Origin of the sequence: Paraglaciecola hydrolytica (assembly GCF_001565895.1) — a bacterium.
GTDB lineage: Bacteria > Pseudomonadota > Gammaproteobacteria > Enterobacterales > Alteromonadaceae > Paraglaciecola > Paraglaciecola hydrolytica.
The window spans coordinates 539,905-560,301 of record NZ_LSNE01000005.1 but is presented as its reverse complement, the minus strand read 5'-3'; the positions used below and the strand labels follow the sequence as shown (position 1 = coordinate 560,301).

Genomic DNA, 20,397 nt, shown 5'->3' with positions numbered 1-20,397 from the left:
AGTAATGACAGCAAAACGTCAATTGTTACACTTGATGACTTTTGATACATTCCTTGCGACTCAGCGATATCCCTTATCTTTGGAAATGCACACCAGCAAATGAATGCAGCCAATAAACGTGTAGTTTTAACGATGAAGGGTATAAAAATTATAAAATCATTGGAATCCGCTGCGACCTTATGCGCTTAAAAAAAATCAAGCTGGCTGGATTTAAATCTTTTGTAGATCCAACCACTATCCCTTTTCCAGACGATATGACGGCAATTGTCGGGCCTAATGGCTGTGGCAAATCTAATGTTATTGATGCGGTCCGTTGGGTCTTAGGTGAAAGTTCGGCTAAAAATCTGCGTGGTGATGCCATGACAGACGTGATTTTTAATGGCTCAACTGCGCGTAAACCGGTGTCGCAGTGTAGTGTGGAGCTGGTATTTGATAATTCTTCTGGGCGCATTCAGGGGGAGTATGCGGGTTATAACGAGCTGTCGGTTAAACGCATAGTCACCAAAGATGGTCAATCCAACTATTTACTCAATAACAGTAAGTGTCGGCGGCGTGATGTCACCGACCTATTTTTAGGCACGGGTTTAGGCCCTCGCAGTTATGCCATTATCGAACAAGGCATGATTTCGCGCCTGATAGAGTCCAAGCCCCAAGAACTCAGGGTCTTTATTGAAGAAGCCGCTGGTGTATCTAAGTACAAAGAGCGCCGCCGAGAAACCGAAACCCGTATTCGCCACACCAAAGAAAACCTTGAACGTTTAGCTGACGTGCGCAGTGAACTCGGTCAGCAATTAGAAAAACTGCAACGCCAAGCTGTAGCGGCTAAACGTTATAAAGAATTAAAACAACAAGAACGCAGTTTAAAGGGGCAACTAGCGGCTATTCGCTGGTTAAAACACAGCAAAAAAATCACCCGTCTCGAACAGGATATCGCTAAGAAAAATACCGATATCGAAGCTTATGTGACTAAACAGCGCGGCGAAGAAAAAGATCTAAGTATCTTTAAAGAACAACAACAGGATATCAAACAACAGCTGAGTGATATTCAGCAGCAATTTTTTAAAGTCGGCACTGATATCAGCCGTATTGAGCAAAATCAGATCCACACCAAACAACGTCGCCAAAAAATCGAGCAAGAAAATGCTAACTTGCTTGAGGCCATAAGTGATCATGATATCCATCAACAGCAAAATAGTGAAAAAATAACTGACTTATTGGAGCAACTTGAGCTGGCCGAACCAGAAAAGATCTTGCTCGAAGAAGAAATAGAGCAAGCTCAGTCGAACGTAATGGATCAAGAACAACAAAGCAGTCAACAACAAAGCCAGTGGCGTCAGCAAGAGCAGCAATATCATCAGTCAAAACAGCATGTGCAAAGTTGTCATAGTCAAATTCAAGCCTTGCTGAGTATGCAAATGCGCAGTGAACAGCGTATGAGTGAGATTACTATCGAGTTAAATGAACTGGAAGATAAGGCACTCGCTGAGCAGATTGCCCAAGTACAATCAGACTTGGAAATAGCACAACAACAGTCAGAAACTGTTAAACAAAGCTGGCAACAACAGCAGCAACAAGTGCAACTAGCCCAACAACAAGTAAAACAATTCGAGCAACAGCGTCTGGATATTCAGGGGCAGTTACATGCCATTAATGCTCAACTGGCAGCCCTAAATTTATTGCAACAACAAGACCAATCAACTGAGCACTTAAGTAAAGAGTTGAGCCAACGACAAATCGAACATCAGCTATGGTGGCAAACTCTAGATATTCATAGTGGTTGGGAAAAGGCTTTCGAAACCATCACCCAAAACTGGCAAAACGCCATGCAAGTGTCTGATGGTGATGAACTGAACCTCATCGTTACTCACTTGCCGGGTGCCAAAATATTGTTGGCAGACAGGTTTAGCCTGGATATAACGGCTAACAGTCTGGCGGCTAAATTACATAACTCAATTGCACCTCATTGGTTGAACGATATTCTGGTGGCTGACTCCTTGTCAGCCGCACAAGCTATGTTGAGTAAACTTGCTAAACACCAGAGCGTGATAACTCAAGAAGGTATGTGGCTGGGTCACGACTGGTTTATTAGCGGCATTGCACAGCAAGGTGAAGGTTTGATCCAGCGCGCCGCTAAAATAAAAGAGTTGGAAGCCGAACAGCAATTAACTCAGACAAATTTACAAGAATTGAATGAACAACTAGCCAAAGCTAATACAGGTTTTACCGAGTTAGATAAACAGTGTAATCAATACAAACAGCAAGTGGATGAATGCCAGCAGCGATGGCAGCAAAGTACTAACCAGCTTGCCTTATTACAAGGGCAACAAGGTCAGAATACCAATCGAACCGAGCGTTTACAGCAAGAGTTAGCAAATCAGCAAAACGTGGCTTTACAAGAACAAGAACAGCTAGAACAACTCTCTATGCAGGCCGAAGAGCTTGAATATAAAGTGGCTGATTTGCATGAGCAGCAATTATCCATTGAACAAGCTCGTGAACAAAGTCACAGTAAAATCCAACTAGCCCGTAATCAACTTGATGGTGCTAAAACCAAATTACATCAATTGGCTTTACACCTACAGGGAGTGCAAAGTCAGTTAGCCAGTTTGCAGAGCATTCAAACCCGCGAGATACAACAGCTTGCACAAATGCGTGAAAAACAAGCGCTATTACAGGAAGAGTATGCAGAATTAGCCTTGCCACTAGAAGATCAGGCGGAGCATTTACAATCCTTACTTGAGCAAAAAGCTGAACTGGAAATTCAACAACAACAGCATAGTAGCCAATTAGCGGATATTGATAATCAGATCAACGAAGTGGAAAAAGGCCAACAAGGAGTCACCGATAAAATTCAGCACATGTTAACTGAGTTACAAAGCATTAAGTTGGAATGTGAAGGTTATCGAGTCAGGGCTAATGGGGTATTAGAACAGTTGCAAGAGTTACAACAGTCACTCAAACCCTTGTTAGAGCAACTACCCGACGATGCCGATGAAAACACTTGGCAAGCAAACCTTGAAAAAACCACAGCCTCAGTCGGGCGTTTAGGCGCAGTGAATTTAGCGGCAGTGGAAGAGTACGATATTCAGGCCGAGCGCAAAAACCACTTGGATACTCAGAATGGCGACCTTGTTTCAGCCCTTGATACGCTGGAACAGGCCATTCGTAAAATAGATAAAGAAACCCGTTCACGTTTTAAAGAAACCTTTGAGCAAGTGAATGAAGACCTCAAAATGTTGTTTCCCAAGGTCTTTGGTGGTGGCACGGCTTACCTTGAACTTACTGACGATGATTTACTCGAAACAGGGGTAACAATCATGGCAAGACCTCCTGGCAAGAAAAATAGTACAATTCACCTGCTTTCTGGTGGAGAAAAAGCGCTGACCGCTTTATCATTGGTGTTTGCAATTTTCAGACTGAATCCTGCACCATTTTGTTTGCTAGATGAAGTGGATGCGCCGTTGGATGATGCCAACGTAGGTCGCTTTTGTAAATTAGTGTCTGAAATGTCAAAAACCGTGCAATTTATTTATATCACCCATAATAAAATTGCGATGGAAATGGCGACCCACTTAACTGGGGTAACTATGTCTGAACCCGGCGTATCTCGTATGGTTGCGGTTGATGTAGAGGAAGCTATGGCGATTGTCCAAGCTTGATGATAAATAATAAGAATAAAGGGCATGTGAGTTAGATGGAAGATGATGTATTTCGTTGGGTATTGTTAGCTTTAGGTAGTTTAATTATTGCTGCTGTTGCAATGCACGGTATTTGGACCTCTAGAAAAAACAGCAAGAAAAAAGCGGATAAAAACGCTTCGTCACGCTCTGCTCGTAAACAACAGTTTCAACCTGGAGGGTGGCAGGAAGAGGAGTGGCAAAACGACGAACAAGATGAACACGTCGCAAACGCTTCAGTTTTAGATGATGATTTTGATATTAAAATTGATTTTAATAATGACGAATCAGGCGATCGCAAGACACAAAAAACACAGCCTGCTTTACGTCCTGGAGAATTTGATGATCTAGGCATAGGCGCAGTACGTGTGGTAGGTAATAATCCTGCGGCAAAACCGTTTAAGGCTCCAAACACTGAAACTCAAGTCGATGAGCTCCCTTCGTTGGCAGATTTTGAGCCCTCTGAAAAGCTTAAAACCCCAGAGTCTAAACCAGCTTCGAGCGGTAAAGTATACGCTTCAGTCGTGTCTCAACCTAAACCTGAGTATGCGGCGAAACTTGCTAATCCTGCGGCTAATAGTAAGTCTACAGTTTCGTCTTTAAACAAAACAAGCGATAGTTATCAAGCCCCTGAACCACCCCCATTTTTACTAAAAACCGAAGATAAACCGGTCGAAGTGAAAAATGAAGTCGATCTTGATGCTTTAAAACAAAGTGCTAAAGAAAGTGAAAGCGCGAACCAAGTTAAGCATGTAACGCCAGAAAAAACACCTGACAAAGCCCTTGATAAAACAGTAGAAAAAGTCAGCTTGGCGGAACAAGCACGTAATTTAGTCCTGGGTAAAAAGGCTGACCAAGCAGGCAGAAAACGCCGTGAACCAAAAATTGCTGACGATCAAATGCGTATCGATTTTGATGACGAAGCAGCAACTTCAGCGCCAAAAACCGAAGCTGCGGCAAAAGCGAAACCCGCAGATGTACCACAAGAAGTATTAGTTCTGAATGTAAAAACAGCTGAAAATGCGCCCATTCAAGGCGCGGCATTATTACCTATGTTATTGACATTGGGTTTTAAGTTTGGTGATCAGGACATCTTTCATCGCCATGTTAATTCAAACGGTAAAGGCCCTGTTTTGTTTAGCCTAGCAAACATGTTTAAACCTGGTAATTTTGATATAGATAATCTGGAAAACTTTACTACTCAAGGGATCTCATTATTTATGATTTTACCCATTGAGGGTGACCCTCATCAGGTATTTAACATGATGCACAATGCCGCACGTAAGATTGCTGATGAGTTTGCGGCTCAGGTTTACGATGGCCGTCGCGCCTTGTTAACTAAACAAAGTTTGCAACAATATGTGGAAAAAATCCGCGAGTTTGAACGTAAACGTATGGTAAATCGTTAGGTCACCACGCTTATTTGCCCATAAGATCAAAGATGAATTGCCATAGATTAACAGGTGGCAATTCATATTCACCTCGCTTAACACTTTTTATTGGAATGCTACCTCATGGCTACCTTATCCGCTGCAACCCTGCGTATTGAACAACTCAAAAGCCAATTAACTGAATATAACTATCAGTATTATGTATTAGATAACCCCACGGTACCTGATGCGGAATATGACCGTTTGTTGCTTGAACTCATGGAAATCGAAAAAGAATTTCCGCAACTACTCAGCAGTGATTCGCCCAGTCAAAAAGTAGGTGGTAAACCTCTTTTACAATTTGCTCAGGTAGAACATGAAGTCCCTATGTTGTCGCTGGATAATGCCTTTGACGAAGAGTCCATGTTGGCTTTTGAAAAACGCATGCAAGACAGGTTAAAACGTAGCGATGTTATTAGTTATAGTTGTGAACCGAAACTCGATGGTTTAGCCGTTAGTTTACTCTATGAGAATGGAAAATTAGTACGTGGCGCTACACGAGGTGACGGCAGAGTTGGTGAAAACATTACTGCCAATGTGCGAACTATTCGCAACATTCCATTGAGTTTAAGGGGTGATAGCTTTCCCCAACGTGTAGAAGTGCGTGGTGAAGTGATCATGACTCGCGATGGTTTTACCAAACTTAATAACAAACAAGCTCAGGATGGTAAAAAGGTTTTTGCCAATCCACGTAATGCCGCAGCAGGGAGTTTGCGCCAGTTGGATTCGCGAATAACTGCGGCTAGACCCTTGTTGTTTTTTACTTATTCGCTGGGATTAGTTGAAGGTGAACAAGAGTCTTTAGCTCAAACCCATTCAGGTCGATTGCAACAACTCAGTGATTGGGGTTTGCCCTTAAGTAAAGAATTAGACGTGGCACAAGGTGCAGTTGAGTGTCTTGAATATTATAAAAAAATTGCTCAGTTGCGCGATAGCTTAAATTACGACATCGATGGTGTAGTTTTTAAAGCCGACAACATTGCTTTGCAAGAAGAACTCGGGTTTGTAGCCCGAGCGCCACGTTGGGCAATTGCTCATAAGTTTCCAGCCCAAGAAGAGATGACATTGGTACTGGATGTAGAGTTTCAAGTTGGCAGAACTGGCGCTATTACTCCAGTTGCTCGCTTAGAGCCGGTTTTTGTCGGCGGCGTCACCGTATCTAATGCCACTTTACATAACCAAGATGAGATTGAGCGCTTAGGCTTGAAAATTGGCGATACGGTGATCATCCGTCGCGCAGGGGACGTGATCCCGCAAGTGGTTGGTGTTGTTGAGGCCAAACGCCCGACTAGTGCCAAAGATATTGTATTTCCGACAGCTTGTCCGGTTTGTGATTCAGCTATTGAAAAAGTCGAAGGTGAAGCGGTAGCCCGTTGTACGGGGGGCTTGTATTGTGCTGCCCAACGTAAAGAAGCCATGAAACATTTTGCCTCACGTAAGGCTTTTGATATTGATGGTTTAGGCGACAAAATCATCGAGCAATTGGTTGACATGGAATTGGTAAAGACACCAGCCGATTTTTTTAGACTGGAATTTATGCAGCTTGCCAATTTAGAGCGTTTAGGTGATAAATCGGCGGCTAATCTTTTGATCTCTTTAGGTAAAAGTAAGGTGACAACCTTAGCGAAGTTTCTCTATTCATTGGGAATTCGTGAAGTAGGAGAGGCCACTGCGTCCAATTTAGCTAAACATTTTTGTCAACTCGATGCAATTATGGCTGCTTCGCTAGAGCAATTACAAGCCGTTAATGATGTGGGAATAGTTGTAGCTGAACACCTGTTTAACTTTTTTCGTGAAGAGCACAATCTACAAGTCATTAATGACTTAATTGCCGTGGGAATTTCGTGGCCAATTATCGAAAAGATTGCGCTGGAGTCCTTACCTCTGGCCGGTCAGACCTTTGTTTTAACTGGTACTTTGGAACATATGGATCGTAATGCTGCCAAAGAAAAACTCGAAGTCTTGGGGGCTAAGGTGGCAGGCAGTGTGTCGGCTAAAACCTCTTGTGTAGTGGCGGGGGCTAGTGCGGGCTCTAAATTAGCTAAGGCTGAAGCTTTGGGTATTAAAATCATGAATGAAGCAGATATGTTACAGCTATTTAGTGAGTTAGGAGCCTAAAATGGACATATTAGAATCAGTAATGCTGCAACTAAACCAATGGATGCAACCATTTTTAAGTGAAATAGCCCTGAGTATTCTTGCCACTATTTTGGTGATTTATGGCGATGTATTAAACAAACAATTAAAACGAATGGTCAGTTCTTATCATTTTATCCTACGTACTATTATCTTTGTTTTGGTCTGTGCCTTTGGATATGGTTTGTTGACCGTATTTGCCGCGCCCTTTGTTAAACAACTGCTGCTGATGATCCCCTATCTTTATCGTGGAATTTCCATCATAGCGGTGTTTTTGTTGTTGGGTTATTTAGCCGAGCACAGACGTTATATTTAATGGTGAAATTAAATATTCATCGATAGGGTAGTATATTCATCTTTTTAGTCCTCAAGGAATAGCCAAGAATAGCGCTAACTTAGCTGCTTTGCTGAGTCAGTCAAAATAAGGAAACGACGATGACCTTGGGTAAAAGAATCAGAAATTTACGCGCTCACCATAATTTGAGTCAACCGGAATTGGCCGAAAAGATTGGTATTGAACAGTCTTATTTGTCCAAATTAGAAAATGACAAATCTCTTCCTTCAAATGAAATATTTAATAATATTTTACGTGCTTTCAACCTGTCACTTGAACAATTTCTAATAGATTTTGAGCCGGGTTCTACATTAGAGAATCTTAAACTAATCCCCGATGTTGCACAGCACTATGGTTTTAAACAAAAAGTAAATATGCAGCAGCAACGACGATTTTTATACATCTCAAGTTTACTCATCGTATTAGCAACCAGCATTTTTTATATTGGGTATAGTAAAGTAGTTTTCCCAGAACGGCATTATGAGTATGAATCTGAAGGTGTTGTTTTAGCGGGAGAAAATCAAGATATTTTCCATAATTGGCGTAGGTTAATGCCAGTTGAACAGGCTAAGAACCAAGATACAGTTGATAAACTGCAAGTGGAAATGGAACAACGTAAACAACAAACGATTTTAATTAGTCCAACAAATAGAGGTAAACAGTTTGTTGTCGCCGTCGATGGTGGCACTAGATTGTATCAAATCAATACTCCTATTCTTGTTCCTCAATCTATCAATGCTTGGCTGCAGGTTCTGGGGGTATTGTTATTTAGTGGCGGTATTATGGGTTTCGTATTAGAACGGCGGATATATAAGCTTCGCTAAATAGAGTTTTTATCAATCCTGGTGGAATGGATACCAGCTTAGATCCTAAGATGCTTTTTAAGTAAAACATCTAATGAGTTCAACGCGTTTTTACTTTACAATCCGCGGCTTTGTTTTAAGGCTATCGGGCGGTAAAAATGGCAGCAATTGGAATTGACTATGGAACCTCTAACTCAGAGGCGATTTATTTTGATGGGCAAGAGCACCATCTCATTACTCTCGACCCGAGCCAGCCAGCCGCCAATAAAATTCGCTCTTCGGTATTTATCTATTTTGACGGTGACTTACCTAGACCACCTGATTCGGCTATTGAAGCAAAAATCACCCAGTTAAAAGGGGCGATTTCACAACAAATCGAAAAAGCCAAAGAAGGCTATTACGAAGCAATAATGCCTAAAGAACAGCAGATCTATAGTGACAAAATAGATGTACTGCGCGCGGAACTTCATAACACACCTGTATTACAACGCCGCGCCATAGAAATTTTATTAGAAGACATGACAGTGCAAGACTTACCTTTGCATCGACTCGTAGAGTCGGGCCAGTTTTCTTTTGGTGAAGAGGGCTTTGCCCGTTACCTAAAAACGCCAGACAAAGGGCGTTTGATTTATTCTCCTAAAAACTTTTTAGGCGCTAACTTGATCGCAGGTCAAAAAGAAGCTTTTGTTGGCATGATTGCCAAACAATTAGAGTTTTTTCGCTTAAGTGCCGAACAACAACTACAACAAAATGTTGATACCGCGGTTATTGGTCGTCCGGTTAAATTTCACGGCTCAAGCGGCGAAAAAGGTAATAAACAAGCTATAGAAATTATGACGCTGGCAGCGCAAAAAGCCGGATTTACTAAAGTAGAGTTTCTTGAAGAACCCATAGCCGCTGCTTATAAAATTGAACGTAATTTAAAAAAACACACCAATGTACTGGTGATAGATATTGGCGGTGGTACCACGGATATTTGTTGTATTAAATTGTCGCCGCAAAAACTCGCCAATATTGATCGCCAGCAAGATGTGCTGTCGGTCACTGGGGCACGTTTAGGTGGTATGGAATGTGATAAAAACCTCATTGTAAAATCCATAGCCCCTACCATGGGTCAAGGTTTACTCACTCATAGTGGTTTGCCGGTACCACCTGCATTTTTCTCAGATATGTGTGCGGTTGATGATATCCCGCGGCTCAATCATTTTTTCTCAGAAGAATATGGTTTAGAAATAGCACAAACCAAATCTATCGTAAAAGAGCCTAAATTGTTGGAACGCCTCTTAGTTGTACAAGAACAGAAACTATCAGCCCGTTTAGTCAATTCATCACGACTGGCAAAAGAGCTGTTATCCTCTAAAACTGATATCACCTTACCCTTGCATTATATCGAACCTGACTACGACGTTAAAATTGATAACGATGATTTGAAACGTTCGATGCAGTCTTGGTTACAAAAAGTAAAACGTCTGGTCACGGAATGCCTCGAAAATAGCGCCGAACCACCAGAGATGTTGTTTATCACCGGCGGTATGAGTTTATCGCCTATCGTCAAAAGAGAGCTGCAAGAAATCATGCTGCCCAACTTGCCATTAATCGAGGGTGATGCCTTTAATTCTGTGTGTGAAGGTTTGGCTATTCAAGCAGCAAAATTAGCTACAAAAAATAGTTAAAAATAGCAAATAGACACTAGTGGATAGAGACTAGTTAAAAGCCAAAATGATAAAAAGCACTTATAAGCTCTTGGTTATAAGTGCCTTAATCAAACTAAAACCATTGGTACTACATCGCTAATAATATTTAGTCATGGTTATCAGTCGAATGAACTGTTGATGGGTATTTATATCCTATATTTGATAAAACTGACCATGCTAATTGCCTCAACGCATAGACAAATAATGCCTTAGTTGTCGTCACTAAGCTAAGGTAACTATTGCTGGCACCCAGCCTAGTTTCAAGCAAGTTGAGGGTATCGGCGAATGTTGTACTGATTAAGGTCATGTTATTCCTCGATCGAATAAACATTGTAAGCATAAAAGCGTCTCATTTGAGACGCTTTTTTATTGAATTGATCGTTGATGTTTGTTCACTAAAAGTAAAATAAACAGGTTTGTTAACAAGTCATGACTGCGACTATGCAAGCCGAAGCTGGTATTTAATTTGATCAGCGATGCGCATGACACTGTTGCGTCCTTCTTCGATAAGCTCGCTAGCGCGGTAAAACTCCATCATGCCAAAGTCACGTAATTGCGGTTCGATCAATATATCAGGTGGATCACCCGCTAAACGTGAGCGTGTCACCCTTGCTTGTAATATATCTAAGGAGCCCGACATGGCATTTAAGATTGAAGGTGTAGGTAGGGCTTGAGGGTTAGGGTTAGTGTGAGCACTATCGTTAAGCTCTTCACCAGAATTAGCTTGGTCTAGTATGTTCACTGCACCCTGTGCATCTTGTTCCGCCTCGAGGGCGTCATTTTCATCTTTATTTTCTGATTTTTTAAACCAACTCGAAATCTGTGCTTGACTGCGTTTGAAAAAATCCGAGGTTTTTTGCTGATTTTTTTCGTGTTCTAACTGATTTTGTAACAAGGACTGAGGACGAAAATCGGCACTCAAATTGATGGCAAATACAATATCAGCACCTAACATGCGACATAAATTGACTGGCACAGGATTAACCACGCCGCCATCGACTAACCAGCGATTATCTACACAAACTGGCGGAAACAAACCTGGAATTGCACAAGATGCCCTAACGGCTTCAATCACCGAACCTTTTAAAAAATCAACTTCCCGGCCGCTGTATAGATCGGTTGCAACTGCCGCAAAAGGTTTGTGCAGATCTGCAAAATCGCTAAATGCAAAGTTGTCTTCTAAAGCTTTAAATACTTTTAAGCCACTAACTAAACCACCACGATAAAAGCCAACCCCCATTAAGGCAAAAACCTGCCATTCAGTTAAGCTTTCAACCCATTCTGATAATTCATTTAATTTACCAGATGAGTACGCTGCGCCAACATAAGCACCAATCGACGATCCTGTGACGATATCTATTTGTATGCCTAACTCTTCTAAAGCTTGGATGACACCAATGTGAGCCCATCCTCTAGCGGCGCCACTGCCTAGGGCTAATCCTATTTTCATATTTAAACCTTAATTAATAGTGTCAAAACACTACAGACTAATAACATTAATAGTAGAAAATTCATCACTATTTTTGATATCCGGCGTCTTTGGTATCACCGGAGGATCAAAACCAATATCACCACCGAGATAGGGGGTTTCTTGGGTTTTTAAACCAGCAAAATCAAACAAAGTATTATCGACTAAATGGGATGGCGTGATGTTTTGTATGGCAGTAAACATCGATTCAATGCGCCCAGGGAAACGTTTGTCCCAATCGCTGAGCATGCCTTTGATCGCTTGGCGTTGCAGGTTTTCTTGTGAACCACATAAGTTACACGGAATGATTGGGAATTCCATCACCGCGGAATATTGGCTGATGTCTTTTTCGCTACAATAGGCAAGGGGACGGATAACTATTTGTTGACCATCATCACTGACTAACTTGGGCGGCATGGATTTAAGTTTGCCACCATAGAACATATTCAGAAATAAGGTTTCAAGCATATCGTCACGATGATGACCTAAGGCAACCTTAGTCGCGCCTAACTCGGTGGCGGTGCGATACAAAATAGCTCGCCGTAAACGAGAACATAGCCCACAAGTGGTTTTGCCTTCGGCAACTTTATCAATCACGATTGAATAGGTATCTTCTTCGACAATCTTAAAATCGACGCCAACTTGGCTGAGATATTCAGGTAATACATGTTCAGGAAAGCCCGGTTGTTTTTGATCAAGGTTTACCGCAACTATGTTGAACTTTATAGGTGCAACACGCTGCATGTGCAGTAAAATATCAAGCATGGTATAGCTATCTTTGCCGCCCGATAGACAGACCATCACTTTATCCCCATCTTCAATCATATTGAAATCGGCGATGGCTTGTCCCGTGTGGTGGCGAAGGCGTTTTTGGAGTTTATTAAAACTGCTTTTGGGTTTGTTATCTACTGCTGATATCTGCTTCATGTTCTCGACTTTTTAGCGCTGGTAAAGCTTGTAACTTATAACTTGATGGGCAATTATAACGGAAAATGAGCCAATAAAAATCAATGATTTAACTCATCATTGTGCCACCAAGAATTTACATTTTTGGTTAACGTTTTATAAACAAGGGTTGTGACAACTATCCAATGGAATTAGCCATTAATGTTTCTGACTTGCATTTTAGTTGGAATAAAAACTCGTCATTTAGTTTATCAATCGCCGATTGGCAGGTTAGCCGTGGGCAAAAAGTGTTTCTATACGGGCCTTCAGGTAGTGGTAAATCAACTTTGTTAAATTTACTCAGTGGAGTGATTACCGGCTATACGGGGCAATTGAAGGTATTAGACCAAAACCTACAGGCGATTTCTGGCGCTAAACGTGATCGTTTCAGGGCTCAGCATATCGGCATGATTTTTCAACAATTTAATTTATTACCCTATTTAAATGGTCTACAAAATATTCAACTAGCCCAGCATTTTGCATCTGGCTCGGTGCCTGCGAGCCAGGCTTTTTTTGAACAAATTTGCACTAATTTGCAGCTTTCCAAGCCCTTACTTAATCAAGCAGCTGGCACTATGAGTGTCGGGCAACAACAGCGTATAGCAGTGGCCCGTGCTTTAATTAATCAACCAGAGCTGATTATTGCTGACGAACCTACATCAGCCTTAGACAGTGAATTGCGCGATCAGTTTATTCAATTGCTGTTGTCGACGGCAAGTGCCAGTACTGTGATTTTTGTTAGTCACGATAAGAGCTTAGCCGAGCATTTTGATGTGCAATACGATCTGGCTGCATTGCAGAAGGCAAACAAATCATGATGTTAATGAGATTAATTGTAGCCAGTATTGTTGCGCGTAAGACGATGGCATTATTAACCTGCTTTTCGATTGCTATCAGTATGTTGGTATTATTGAGCGTGGCGCATATTGAGGCACAAGTACGGCACAACTTTGAACGGTCTGTTTCAGGTGTTGATCTCATTGTAGGCAGCCGTACCAGCCAGTTAAACCTATTGCTTTTTTCCATTTTTAAAATTGGTTATCCCAGTAACAATCTGCAATGGCAAAGTTTTGCAACCATTAAAGCTAATCCACAGGTGGATTGGGCTGTGCCTATTTCTATGGGGGATTCACATCAAGGTTATGGCGTGGTGGGCACTACTCAAGATTATTTTAGCCAGCTTAAATATGCAGATAAACAGCCGCTGGTTTTCGTTACAGGCAAGTATTTTGAAAATGATTTTGATGTAGTGCTTGGCTCAAGCGTTGCCAAAGAATTGGATTATGCGCTAGGGCATGAGATTGTCTTGGCTCACGGTGCCGGAAAAGTGAGTTTTACCCAGCACAAGCAACATCCTTTTGCAGTGGTTGGTGTGCTTAAGGCAACGGGTACACCTATAGATCGCTCTATTTACATACCAATTCAAAGTGTTGAAATTTTGCATAATCCAGGTGCTCATCAAAATGAACACGAAGCAGAACATGCAGATACAAACCAAACGTTAAGCGCTGTGATAGTGGGCGCAAAAAATAGAGTCGCGATATTAAGTTTGCAACGTTCACTTAGCCAGTTTGAAGCAGAGCCTTTGACCGCGATTATACCCGGATTAGCTTTACGGGAGTTATGGCAGATGATGTCCACGGTTGAACTAAGTTTAAGGGTAATATCCATATTGGTATTGTTTGCATCCCTCATAGGCATGACAACCATGTTGCTGGCATCTATGCGGGAACGGCGTCATGAATTATCGGTACTTAGAGCCTTAGGTGCCAGACCTTGGCTTATTTTACTGTTGGTTGAAGGTGAAGCTTTGCTGCTCACCTTCGTCGGCTGCATCCTAGCTTATGTATTGTTATGTAGTGGTTTGTACTTACTGGAGCCAGTCCTACTGAGTAAATATTCCTTTAGTTTGCAGGTCTATCCTGATGGCACTTTGTTTATTAACTATGTGCTGTTGGCCTTAGTACTTGCCACGCTATTGGCACTGCTCCCCGCCATCAGTGCATATACTAAGTCATTAAAAAGTGGTCTTAGTTTTGGTTAACACCACTTGGTAGATGACGAATAGCTAAAGCCGAATTGGTGACACAAACCCCTCTGGTTTAATCGCCAGCACGTCACAATCTAATTTATCAATAACGTGCTCCGCCGTATTGCCAATCAAGGCGGCCGATATGCCTTGGCGCCCAACTGTACCTAATACAACAAGTTCGGCATCTAGTTGCTCGGCGTATTTAGGGATAACGTCTTCTGGTAAACCTTCGTCGACATGACAACGTTCAGCTTTGATATGATGACGGCTTGCGTGTTTATGCATGGCATCTACATGATGCTGACGTACATTTTGATTGTATTGAGTGGGATCAAACTCAGGAATTTCAATGACGATATTAGTCGGTGTCCCAGGGTAGGAGTTTACTAAGTGCACATCGGATTTTAGTAACTTAGCGAACTGTAGGGCGTGAAACGTGATCTTTTCATTGAGTGATTGGTGTTCAGCAATATCCACCCCCACGTTAACTGCTGCAACTATTTGTCCACCTATGGGCCAATCATGCTCTTTTACCAATAACACTGGCACTGGTGCTTTGCGCATAATATGCCAATCTGTGGGAGTAAAAATCACTGATTTTAAGACACCATGCTGCTGTGTACCTTTGACGATCAGATCATAACCTTTATCGATTACTTCGTAGATGATACTTTCGTATGGGCGATTGTGCCAAACTACCTTGATATCAATAGTGCAGCCAGAGTGAGCAAAGTCACTGCCAAGTAGTTTACTCAGCCATTCAGTACGTTCATCGACTACGGCTTGACGCATATTTTCGCGCTCATCCATCGACAGCATAGTGGTCATTTCATAAGAAAAGTCATAAATACTTAGAAATGCAGTTATGCTAGCACCGGTTTTTTGAGATATTTCAACGGCTCTGGCGAGGGATTTTTGCTGCTCACTGTTACTATCAATTACCGCAAGAATTTTCTGAAAGTTCATATCACGCACCTTATATCTAAACAAACCGATGTGACAGGACTCGCCACATTGTGTGATCTATACTTAACTAAAGTGTATGAAATGAATGGATATTTCGCCAATAAAGCGTAGTGAGATAAATTAAAAAAGCGTGAATCCAAATGCACTAGCAAACATAAATAAGGCGTAACAGGCCAAACTTAGCGCAACCACTTGTTTGAACAGAGGGTGGCGCACAAGCACACTGACTTGTTTGATCCCTAAAGCCATTAATAACATGATAGGTAAGGTACCAAGACCAAAACCTAACATGATTTTTGCGCCGGTAAGAGCATTGCCACTGGCGAGAGACCAAGTTAAGGCTGAATAAACTAAACCACAGGGTAACCAGCCCCAAATCATGCCATAGGGCAGGGCATGCATAGGAGTTTTAAAAGGGATAAATCTTTTTGATATAGGGCTTAAGTGTTTCCACAAATATTTACCAAGGCGTTCAACTTGTGCTAAACCTTGCCACCAACCACCAATGTAACAAGCCAACATCAATAAAAATAGTGCACTAAGTATTTGCAATACAACTAATGCTGATTGACTTTGCTGGGTTGCTATTTGGCCTAAAAACCCACTTAAGGCGCCAGCTAAACAATAGCTGGAAATACGCCCGATATTGTAAGCAAGTGCATAGGGAAATACATTTTTATTGGCAGGAATAGCAAAGGTCAAAGCACTGACTATACCTCCACACATGCCTATACAATGCACACTGCCGGCAAGACCAATTAAAAACGCTGCGTAAAAACTAAGATCAGTCATCTTTGGATTTGTTATTACACAGACTGTTGTTTTCTAGTTGATTTGCTTTAGGCGCCGTCGTTGTACTTTTTTTTATATCATCATCAAACAAGATACTGTGGCCATGGCGTTCTAGATCGTCAAACTGGTTTGATTTTACCGCCCAGAAAAAAACTGCGATAGCGATACATACTAATAGGATGGCGATAGGGATCAATACATAAATAATACTCATATCATGCTCTATATCTGAGTAAGCGGCTGGCATTTAATACCACAAGTAAGGAGCTCAGCGACATGCCGATCACCGCTGCCAATGGACTTAATATGCCTAAAACCGCTAAAGGCAAAATCAATATATTGTAAGCCAGCGCCCACAGCATATTTTGTTGGATAATAGCTTGGGTTTTGGCGGCTATTTTAAAAAGAACGGGGATTTTTTGTAAGGAGTTTTCTAGCAAAATGATATCAGCCGAAGATTTAGCAATATCAGTACTCATGCCTAAAGTAATAGATACATCGGCCTGGGCCAACACTGGCGCATCATTAATACCATCACCTACCATCAATACCCTATGACCAGAATGTTGCGCCTGTTTAATCAATGCTAACTTTTGTTGTGGGTTTAATTGCCCATGCCAATCACTAATTTTTAATGTTTGCGCCAATTGTTGTACTACGTGAAGGTTATCACCACTTAACAATTCAACATGCCGTGGTTTAAAACTATCAAGCAGAGCGTGGCTATCTTGGCGCAGATTATCATTGAGCTTGAATGCAGCCAGTAACTGGTTTTCGCAAGCTAAATAAACGCTCAAGCCTTGTAAGTGGAGTGGAATAACTACATCCATCAAAGTGTTAGAACCAATGCGATATTCTTTGCCTGCTATATGACCAATTATGCCTTGGGCGATTAACTCTTTTGCGTTGTTAACCTCAAGCAAATCAAAATGATGTTTAAATACACTGGCGATAGGATGACTGGAAAACTGTTCTAAGCTGGCTGCTAAGGTCAATATTTGCTGATCACTCAATTCACTGAGATTATGTAATGTTTGCAATACAAACTTGCCTTCCGTCAGGGTGCCCGTTTTATCTAAGCCAACCCAATCAATGTTATTAAGCTGTTCAAGTACATCTGCCCTTTTAAGTAATACGCCTTGTTTGTTCAGGTTAGCAATCGCGCAACTTAAACTGACAGGAGTTGCAAGACCGAGAGCGCAAGGGCAGGTGGCAATCAATACTGAAATAGCCACCCAAAATGCTCTGTCACTTTCAATAAAATGCCATGTCGTAAATGAAGCCACGGCTGCAAATAAGACAAAAATCACAAAGTACTGAGCCATGCGATCGGCCAATAAGGCTATTTTAGGTTTAGCTAACATCGCCGCTTGTTGCAGTTGATTTATTTGATTAGCCAATGACAGTTTTAATGCGTGAGAGACTTCGACCACTATGGTGCCAACTTGATTGATAGTACCTGCATAGACACTATCTTGTGGATGTTTGGTAACGAGCTCAAATTCTCCCGTTAACATAGATTCGTTAACCTGAGCTACACCTTGAATCACTTTACCATCAATCGGAATAATCTGACCTACTTTGACCACTACCTGTTGCCCTGCAACTAGGGTTTTGGCCAGTACCAATTGATGTTCCCCCTTGATGAGTAGTGTTGCCATCGTTGGCATATGATTAAGTAGATTAGCTGAGATTTGTGCTGCTTTATAACGAGCGTTTTGTTCTAAAAAGCGGCTGATCAGCAGCAAAAATACAAACATACACAGAGATTCGAAATAACTTTGGCCGCTGTGGGTGAGGGTGGCGTAACAACCTGAAATATAGATACTGAGCAGAGCAAAACTTATCGGCACATCCATATTAACCGCGCCAGCTTTAAGTGCTTTCCAAGCACTTTGATAAAATCCCATCGCCGAATATAAGGCAACTGGTGTCGATAGTATTAAGCTTACCCAAGAAAAATATTGCAGAGTCTCACTATCGATATGGCCAAACCAATCAAAAAACACGCCTAAATTAAGCATCATGACTTGCATCGTCATTAAGCCCGCTAAACCTAAACGTTTGAGTAAGATTTTGTTTTCATGTTGCTGTAACGCTTCGTGTTGTTCAGGTGCAAAGGGTTTGGCGTCGTAGCCAATTTGTTGAATTTTTTGCAAGATCTGACTGAGTTTGAGCTGTTGTTCATCCCATACAACAACCAGACGTTTTGCCACAACATTAGCACCGACCTTTTTAACTCCGTTCAACTGGGATAACTGTTTTTCAATCAACCAGCCACAAGCTGCACAATTTATCCCTGCTATACTTAGCTGGATTTCACAACCTTTTTGATCTTGATGGACAAATTCATCACTGACACTTTTCTCATCAAACAAACGTAGGGCCTGTAATATATCAAGGTCACCTTCAATAACTGCTTTGGGTGCCAGTTCACTACGAAAACTGTAATAATTTTCTAAGCCGTTATGCACAATGGCTTGTGCGACGCCTTGACAGCCAGGGCAACAAAAATGACGTAACTCACCCAATACCACGGCACTAAATTGATTATTTAGATTGGCAGTGCCGCAGTGATAACAGGCTGTTTGCATAGTCAATAGAGGTAAAGTCAGATTAAAATTTTAAGGTTTAAACAGCAGGGCTTTACTCTGCGGCAAATATACAACTTGTTGAATTTTCCAACTATTGTCATGAGGGTGCAAACTAATGCGCCATTTGCCGTCAATGGCTTGTTCAATATTACCTCGGTAGATGCCATTTGCGTCTTTTAGCAAAGTAACCTTAAAATCCTTAAAGTTTTGAGTTGAATGGAAAAAATCTAATATTAAGGCCGAACCATCACCCACATCGCCTTGCACAACCTCAATTTGCACTGAATCAGCACTAAATTTCATATAGGTTTCAATATTACGTACGCGCGCTTGTTCAACTTTATGTAAATCTAAATTGATTGATCTACCTTCGTTATAATAATCGTCTTGAACTATGCTGTCTTCGCTGTCAAAAGCTAAATGCAACATGGTAAAACTTAACACCATAGAGCTAAGAGGAATAACAATCAGAAACCAAGGCCAGAACTGTTTATACCAAGGGCTCTTTTCCACAAATTGCATAATTTAGGTTTTCCAAAAATGAAGAAAATTTCTAGTGATAATAGTGATACAAAAAAAAGCCTCGGTTTACCGAGGCTAAATGCAGGGTTTTAGCTTACTTATTATGCGACAAACTATATACGTAAGCAGCCACTAAGTGAATTTTCTTTTCACCTAATGTTGTTTTAAAGCTTGGCATTACACCATTACGTCCATGAGTTAGTGTTTCAGTGACGGCTCTTTCACTGCCACCGTATAACCAGATATTGTCTGTAAGATTAGGAGCACCCATCATTTGGTTACCTGCGCCATCAGCACCATGGCAGGCAGCACAGACTACAAAGCGGTCTTTACCTTTCTCAGCCAACGAATCGTCAACCTTACGGCCACTTAGGCTTAGTGCATACTGAACAACTTCGGCAATACCATCTTCACCCATGCTGTCTAACCAAGCGGGCATTAATGCATTACGGCCATTGAGCAAGGTTTCAGTGATTTTTTCAGGTGAGCCACCATATAACCAATCATTATCGGTTAAATCGGGGAAACCACTGTTTGCACCACGTGCATCTGAACCGTGACACTGTGAACAATTTTGACTAAATAAACGTTGGCCAATTTTAAGTGCTTCAGGATCATTGATTAAATCAGGGATAGCAGTAGCAAAGTATTTATCAAATATAGGTTCGAAAGCTTCATTCGCTGCCGCTATTTCACGGTCGTACTGGTTAAGAACACCATCAGTTATATTTTTTTCTACGGCGGCTTTAGATTCTGCTAAGGATAAAATACCTTGATTTGAACTTTGCCAATTCAGTAGTCCTTTGAAATTACCTAGACCTGGAAAAAGTAATAAATAAATCAGGGCCCAAACAATACAAATATAAAATAATATGGTCCACCAACGGGGTAGCTGATTATTTATTTCGAGAATGCCATCAAATTCATGATGCATATCATCGCCTTCTTTAACCCCGGTTTTGTTGGATAAACACCAGCGAAGTAATAAATAACAACCCAAAATT

16 protein-coding genes are annotated in these 20,397 nt (G+C 41.5%); 8 read left to right on the top strand and 8 right to left on the bottom strand.

The window, feature by feature from the left end:
* Positions 1–179 precede the first annotated feature (179 nt).
* From smc to AX660_RS10310, 6 genes are all read left to right on the top strand, one after another.
* Positions 180–3,659 carry a chromosome segregation protein SMC gene (gene smc / locus AX660_RS10335; RefSeq protein ID WP_068376183.1) on the top strand — a complete coding sequence of 1,160 codons (3,480 nt, stop codon included), beginning with the start codon at positions 180–182 and terminating at the stop codon, positions 3,657–3,659.
* 35 nt (positions 3,660–3,694) lie between these two features.
* Complete coding sequence (gene zipA, locus AX660_RS10330) at positions 3,695–5,086, top strand: cell division protein ZipA (RefSeq protein WP_068376182.1); 1,392 nt, start codon at positions 3,695–3,697, stop codon at positions 5,084–5,086.
* Positions 5,087–5,191: 105 nt separating this feature from the next.
* Entirely contained in the window at positions 5,192–7,225 is a 2,034-nt protein-coding gene (gene ligA / locus AX660_RS10325) for an NAD-dependent DNA ligase LigA (protein ID WP_068376180.1), read from the top strand.
* 1 nt (position 7,226) lies between these two features.
* A complete protein-coding gene (locus AX660_RS10320; RefSeq protein WP_068376178.1) occupies positions 7,227–7,559 on the top strand; it encodes a DUF3392 domain-containing protein in 333 nt (110 codons plus the stop codon).
* 119 nt (positions 7,560–7,678) lie between these two features.
* Entirely contained in the window at positions 7,679–8,401 is a 723-nt protein-coding gene (locus AX660_RS10315; RefSeq protein ID WP_068376176.1) for a helix-turn-helix domain-containing protein, read from the top strand.
* A gap of 137 nt (positions 8,402–8,538) precedes the next feature.
* Positions 8,539–10,053: an Hsp70 family protein gene (locus tag AX660_RS10310; protein WP_068376174.1), complete on the top strand. Its 1,515-nt coding sequence runs from the start codon at positions 8,539–8,541 to the stop codon at positions 10,051–10,053.
* A 460-nt stretch (positions 10,054–10,513) separates the two neighbouring features.
* Here the strand turns inward: AX660_RS10310 and AX660_RS10305 are convergent, their stop codons facing one another.
* Together AX660_RS10305 and ttcA are read right to left on the bottom strand one after the other, a co-directional pair.
* Positions 10,514–11,524, bottom strand: a complete 1,011-nt coding sequence (locus tag AX660_RS10305) for a patatin-like phospholipase family protein (protein ID WP_068376173.1) — start codon at positions 11,522–11,524, stop codon at positions 10,514–10,516.
* A gap of 30 nt (positions 11,525–11,554) precedes the next feature.
* On the bottom strand, positions 11,555–12,469 hold the full coding sequence (gene ttcA, locus AX660_RS10300; RefSeq protein ID WP_068376172.1) for a tRNA 2-thiocytidine(32) synthetase TtcA: 915 nt from the start codon (positions 12,467–12,469) through the stop codon (positions 11,555–11,557).
* Between the two features lie 164 nt (positions 12,470–12,633).
* Here ttcA and AX660_RS10295 point away from each other — a divergent pair, with 164 nt between their 5' ends.
* Complete coding sequence (locus AX660_RS10295; protein WP_068376170.1) at positions 12,634–13,305, top strand: ATP-binding cassette domain-containing protein; 672 nt, start codon at positions 12,634–12,636, stop codon at positions 13,303–13,305.
* On the top strand, positions 13,302–14,531 hold the full coding sequence (locus AX660_RS10290) for an ABC transporter permease (protein ID WP_082768838.1): 1,230 nt from the start codon (positions 13,302–13,304) through the stop codon (positions 14,529–14,531). The genes AX660_RS10295 and AX660_RS10290 overlap by 4 nt, the downstream gene beginning before the upstream one ends.
* 24 nt (positions 14,532–14,555) lie before the next feature.
* Here the strand turns inward: AX660_RS10290 and uspE are convergent, their stop codons facing one another.
* The 6 genes from uspE to ccoP form a co-directional block, all read right to left on the bottom strand.
* A complete protein-coding gene (gene uspE, locus AX660_RS10285) occupies positions 14,556–15,485 on the bottom strand; it encodes a universal stress protein UspE (RefSeq protein ID WP_068376167.1) in 930 nt (309 codons plus the stop codon).
* Positions 15,486–15,605: 120 nt separating this feature from the next.
* Positions 15,606–16,277: a sulfite exporter TauE/SafE family protein gene (locus AX660_RS10280; protein ID WP_068376163.1), complete on the bottom strand. Its 672-nt coding sequence runs from the start codon at positions 16,275–16,277 to the stop codon at positions 15,606–15,608.
* Entirely contained in the window at positions 16,270–16,491 is a 222-nt protein-coding gene (gene ccoS / locus AX660_RS10275; protein WP_068376162.1) for a cbb3-type cytochrome oxidase assembly protein CcoS, read from the bottom strand. Before ccoS ends, AX660_RS10280 begins: the two co-directional genes overlap by 8 nt.
* Before the next feature lies 1 nt (position 16,492).
* On the bottom strand, positions 16,493–18,871 hold the full coding sequence (locus tag AX660_RS10270; RefSeq protein ID WP_068376161.1) for a heavy metal translocating P-type ATPase: 2,379 nt from the start codon (positions 18,869–18,871) through the stop codon (positions 16,493–16,495).
* Between the two features lie 30 nt (positions 18,872–18,901).
* Positions 18,902–19,393, bottom strand: coding sequence for a FixH family protein (locus AX660_RS10265; protein WP_068376157.1), 492 nt, complete (start codon positions 19,391–19,393; stop codon positions 18,902–18,904).
* Positions 19,394–19,487: 94 nt separating this feature from the next.
* A complete protein-coding gene (gene ccoP, locus AX660_RS10260; protein ID WP_106404057.1) occupies positions 19,488–20,396 on the bottom strand; it encodes a cytochrome-c oxidase, cbb3-type subunit III in 909 nt (302 codons plus the stop codon).
* Position 20,397: the final 1 nt, after the last annotated feature.

What these genes read in the sequence shown, in the direction of transcription:
- ccoS (WP_068376162.1), bottom strand. Translation starts at nt 16,491, where the DNA reads ATGAGTATTATTTATGTATTGATCCCTATCGCCATCCTATTAGTATGT.
- ttcA (WP_068376172.1), bottom strand. Translation starts at nt 12,469, where the DNA reads ATGAAGCAGATATCAGCAGTAGATAACAAACCCAAAAGCAGTTTTAAT.
- AX660_RS10305 (WP_068376173.1), bottom strand. Translation starts at nt 11,524, where the DNA reads ATGAAAATAGGATTAGCCCTAGGCAGTGGCGCCGCTAGAGGATGGGCT.
- ligA (WP_068376180.1), top strand. Translation starts at nt 5,192, where the DNA reads ATGGCTACCTTATCCGCTGCAACCCTGCGTATTGAACAACTCAAAAGC.
- AX660_RS10320 (WP_068376178.1), top strand. Translation starts at nt 7,227, where the DNA reads ATGGACATATTAGAATCAGTAATGCTGCAACTAAACCAATGGATGCAA.
- AX660_RS10290 (WP_082768838.1), top strand. Translation starts at nt 13,302, where the DNA reads ATGATGTTAATGAGATTAATTGTAGCCAGTATTGTTGCGCGTAAGACG.
- AX660_RS10270 (WP_068376161.1), bottom strand. Translation starts at nt 18,871, where the DNA reads ATGCAAACAGCCTGTTATCACTGCGGCACTGCCAATCTAAATAATCAA.
- AX660_RS10315 (WP_068376176.1), top strand. Translation starts at nt 7,679, where the DNA reads ATGACCTTGGGTAAAAGAATCAGAAATTTACGCGCTCACCATAATTTG.
- zipA (WP_068376182.1), top strand. Translation starts at nt 3,695, where the DNA reads ATGGAAGATGATGTATTTCGTTGGGTATTGTTAGCTTTAGGTAGTTTA.
- AX660_RS10310 (WP_068376174.1), top strand. Translation starts at nt 8,539, where the DNA reads ATGGCAGCAATTGGAATTGACTATGGAACCTCTAACTCAGAGGCGATT.
- uspE (WP_068376167.1), bottom strand. Translation starts at nt 15,485, where the DNA reads ATGAACTTTCAGAAAATTCTTGCGGTAATTGATAGTAACAGTGAGCAG.
- AX660_RS10265 (WP_068376157.1), bottom strand. Translation starts at nt 19,393, where the DNA reads ATGCAATTTGTGGAAAAGAGCCCTTGGTATAAACAGTTCTGGCCTTGG.
- AX660_RS10295 (WP_068376170.1), top strand. Translation starts at nt 12,634, where the DNA reads ATGGAATTAGCCATTAATGTTTCTGACTTGCATTTTAGTTGGAATAAA.
- smc (WP_068376183.1), top strand. Translation starts at nt 180, where the DNA reads ATGCGCTTAAAAAAAATCAAGCTGGCTGGATTTAAATCTTTTGTAGAT.
- AX660_RS10280 (WP_068376163.1), bottom strand. Translation starts at nt 16,277, where the DNA reads ATGACTGATCTTAGTTTTTACGCAGCGTTTTTAATTGGTCTTGCCGGC.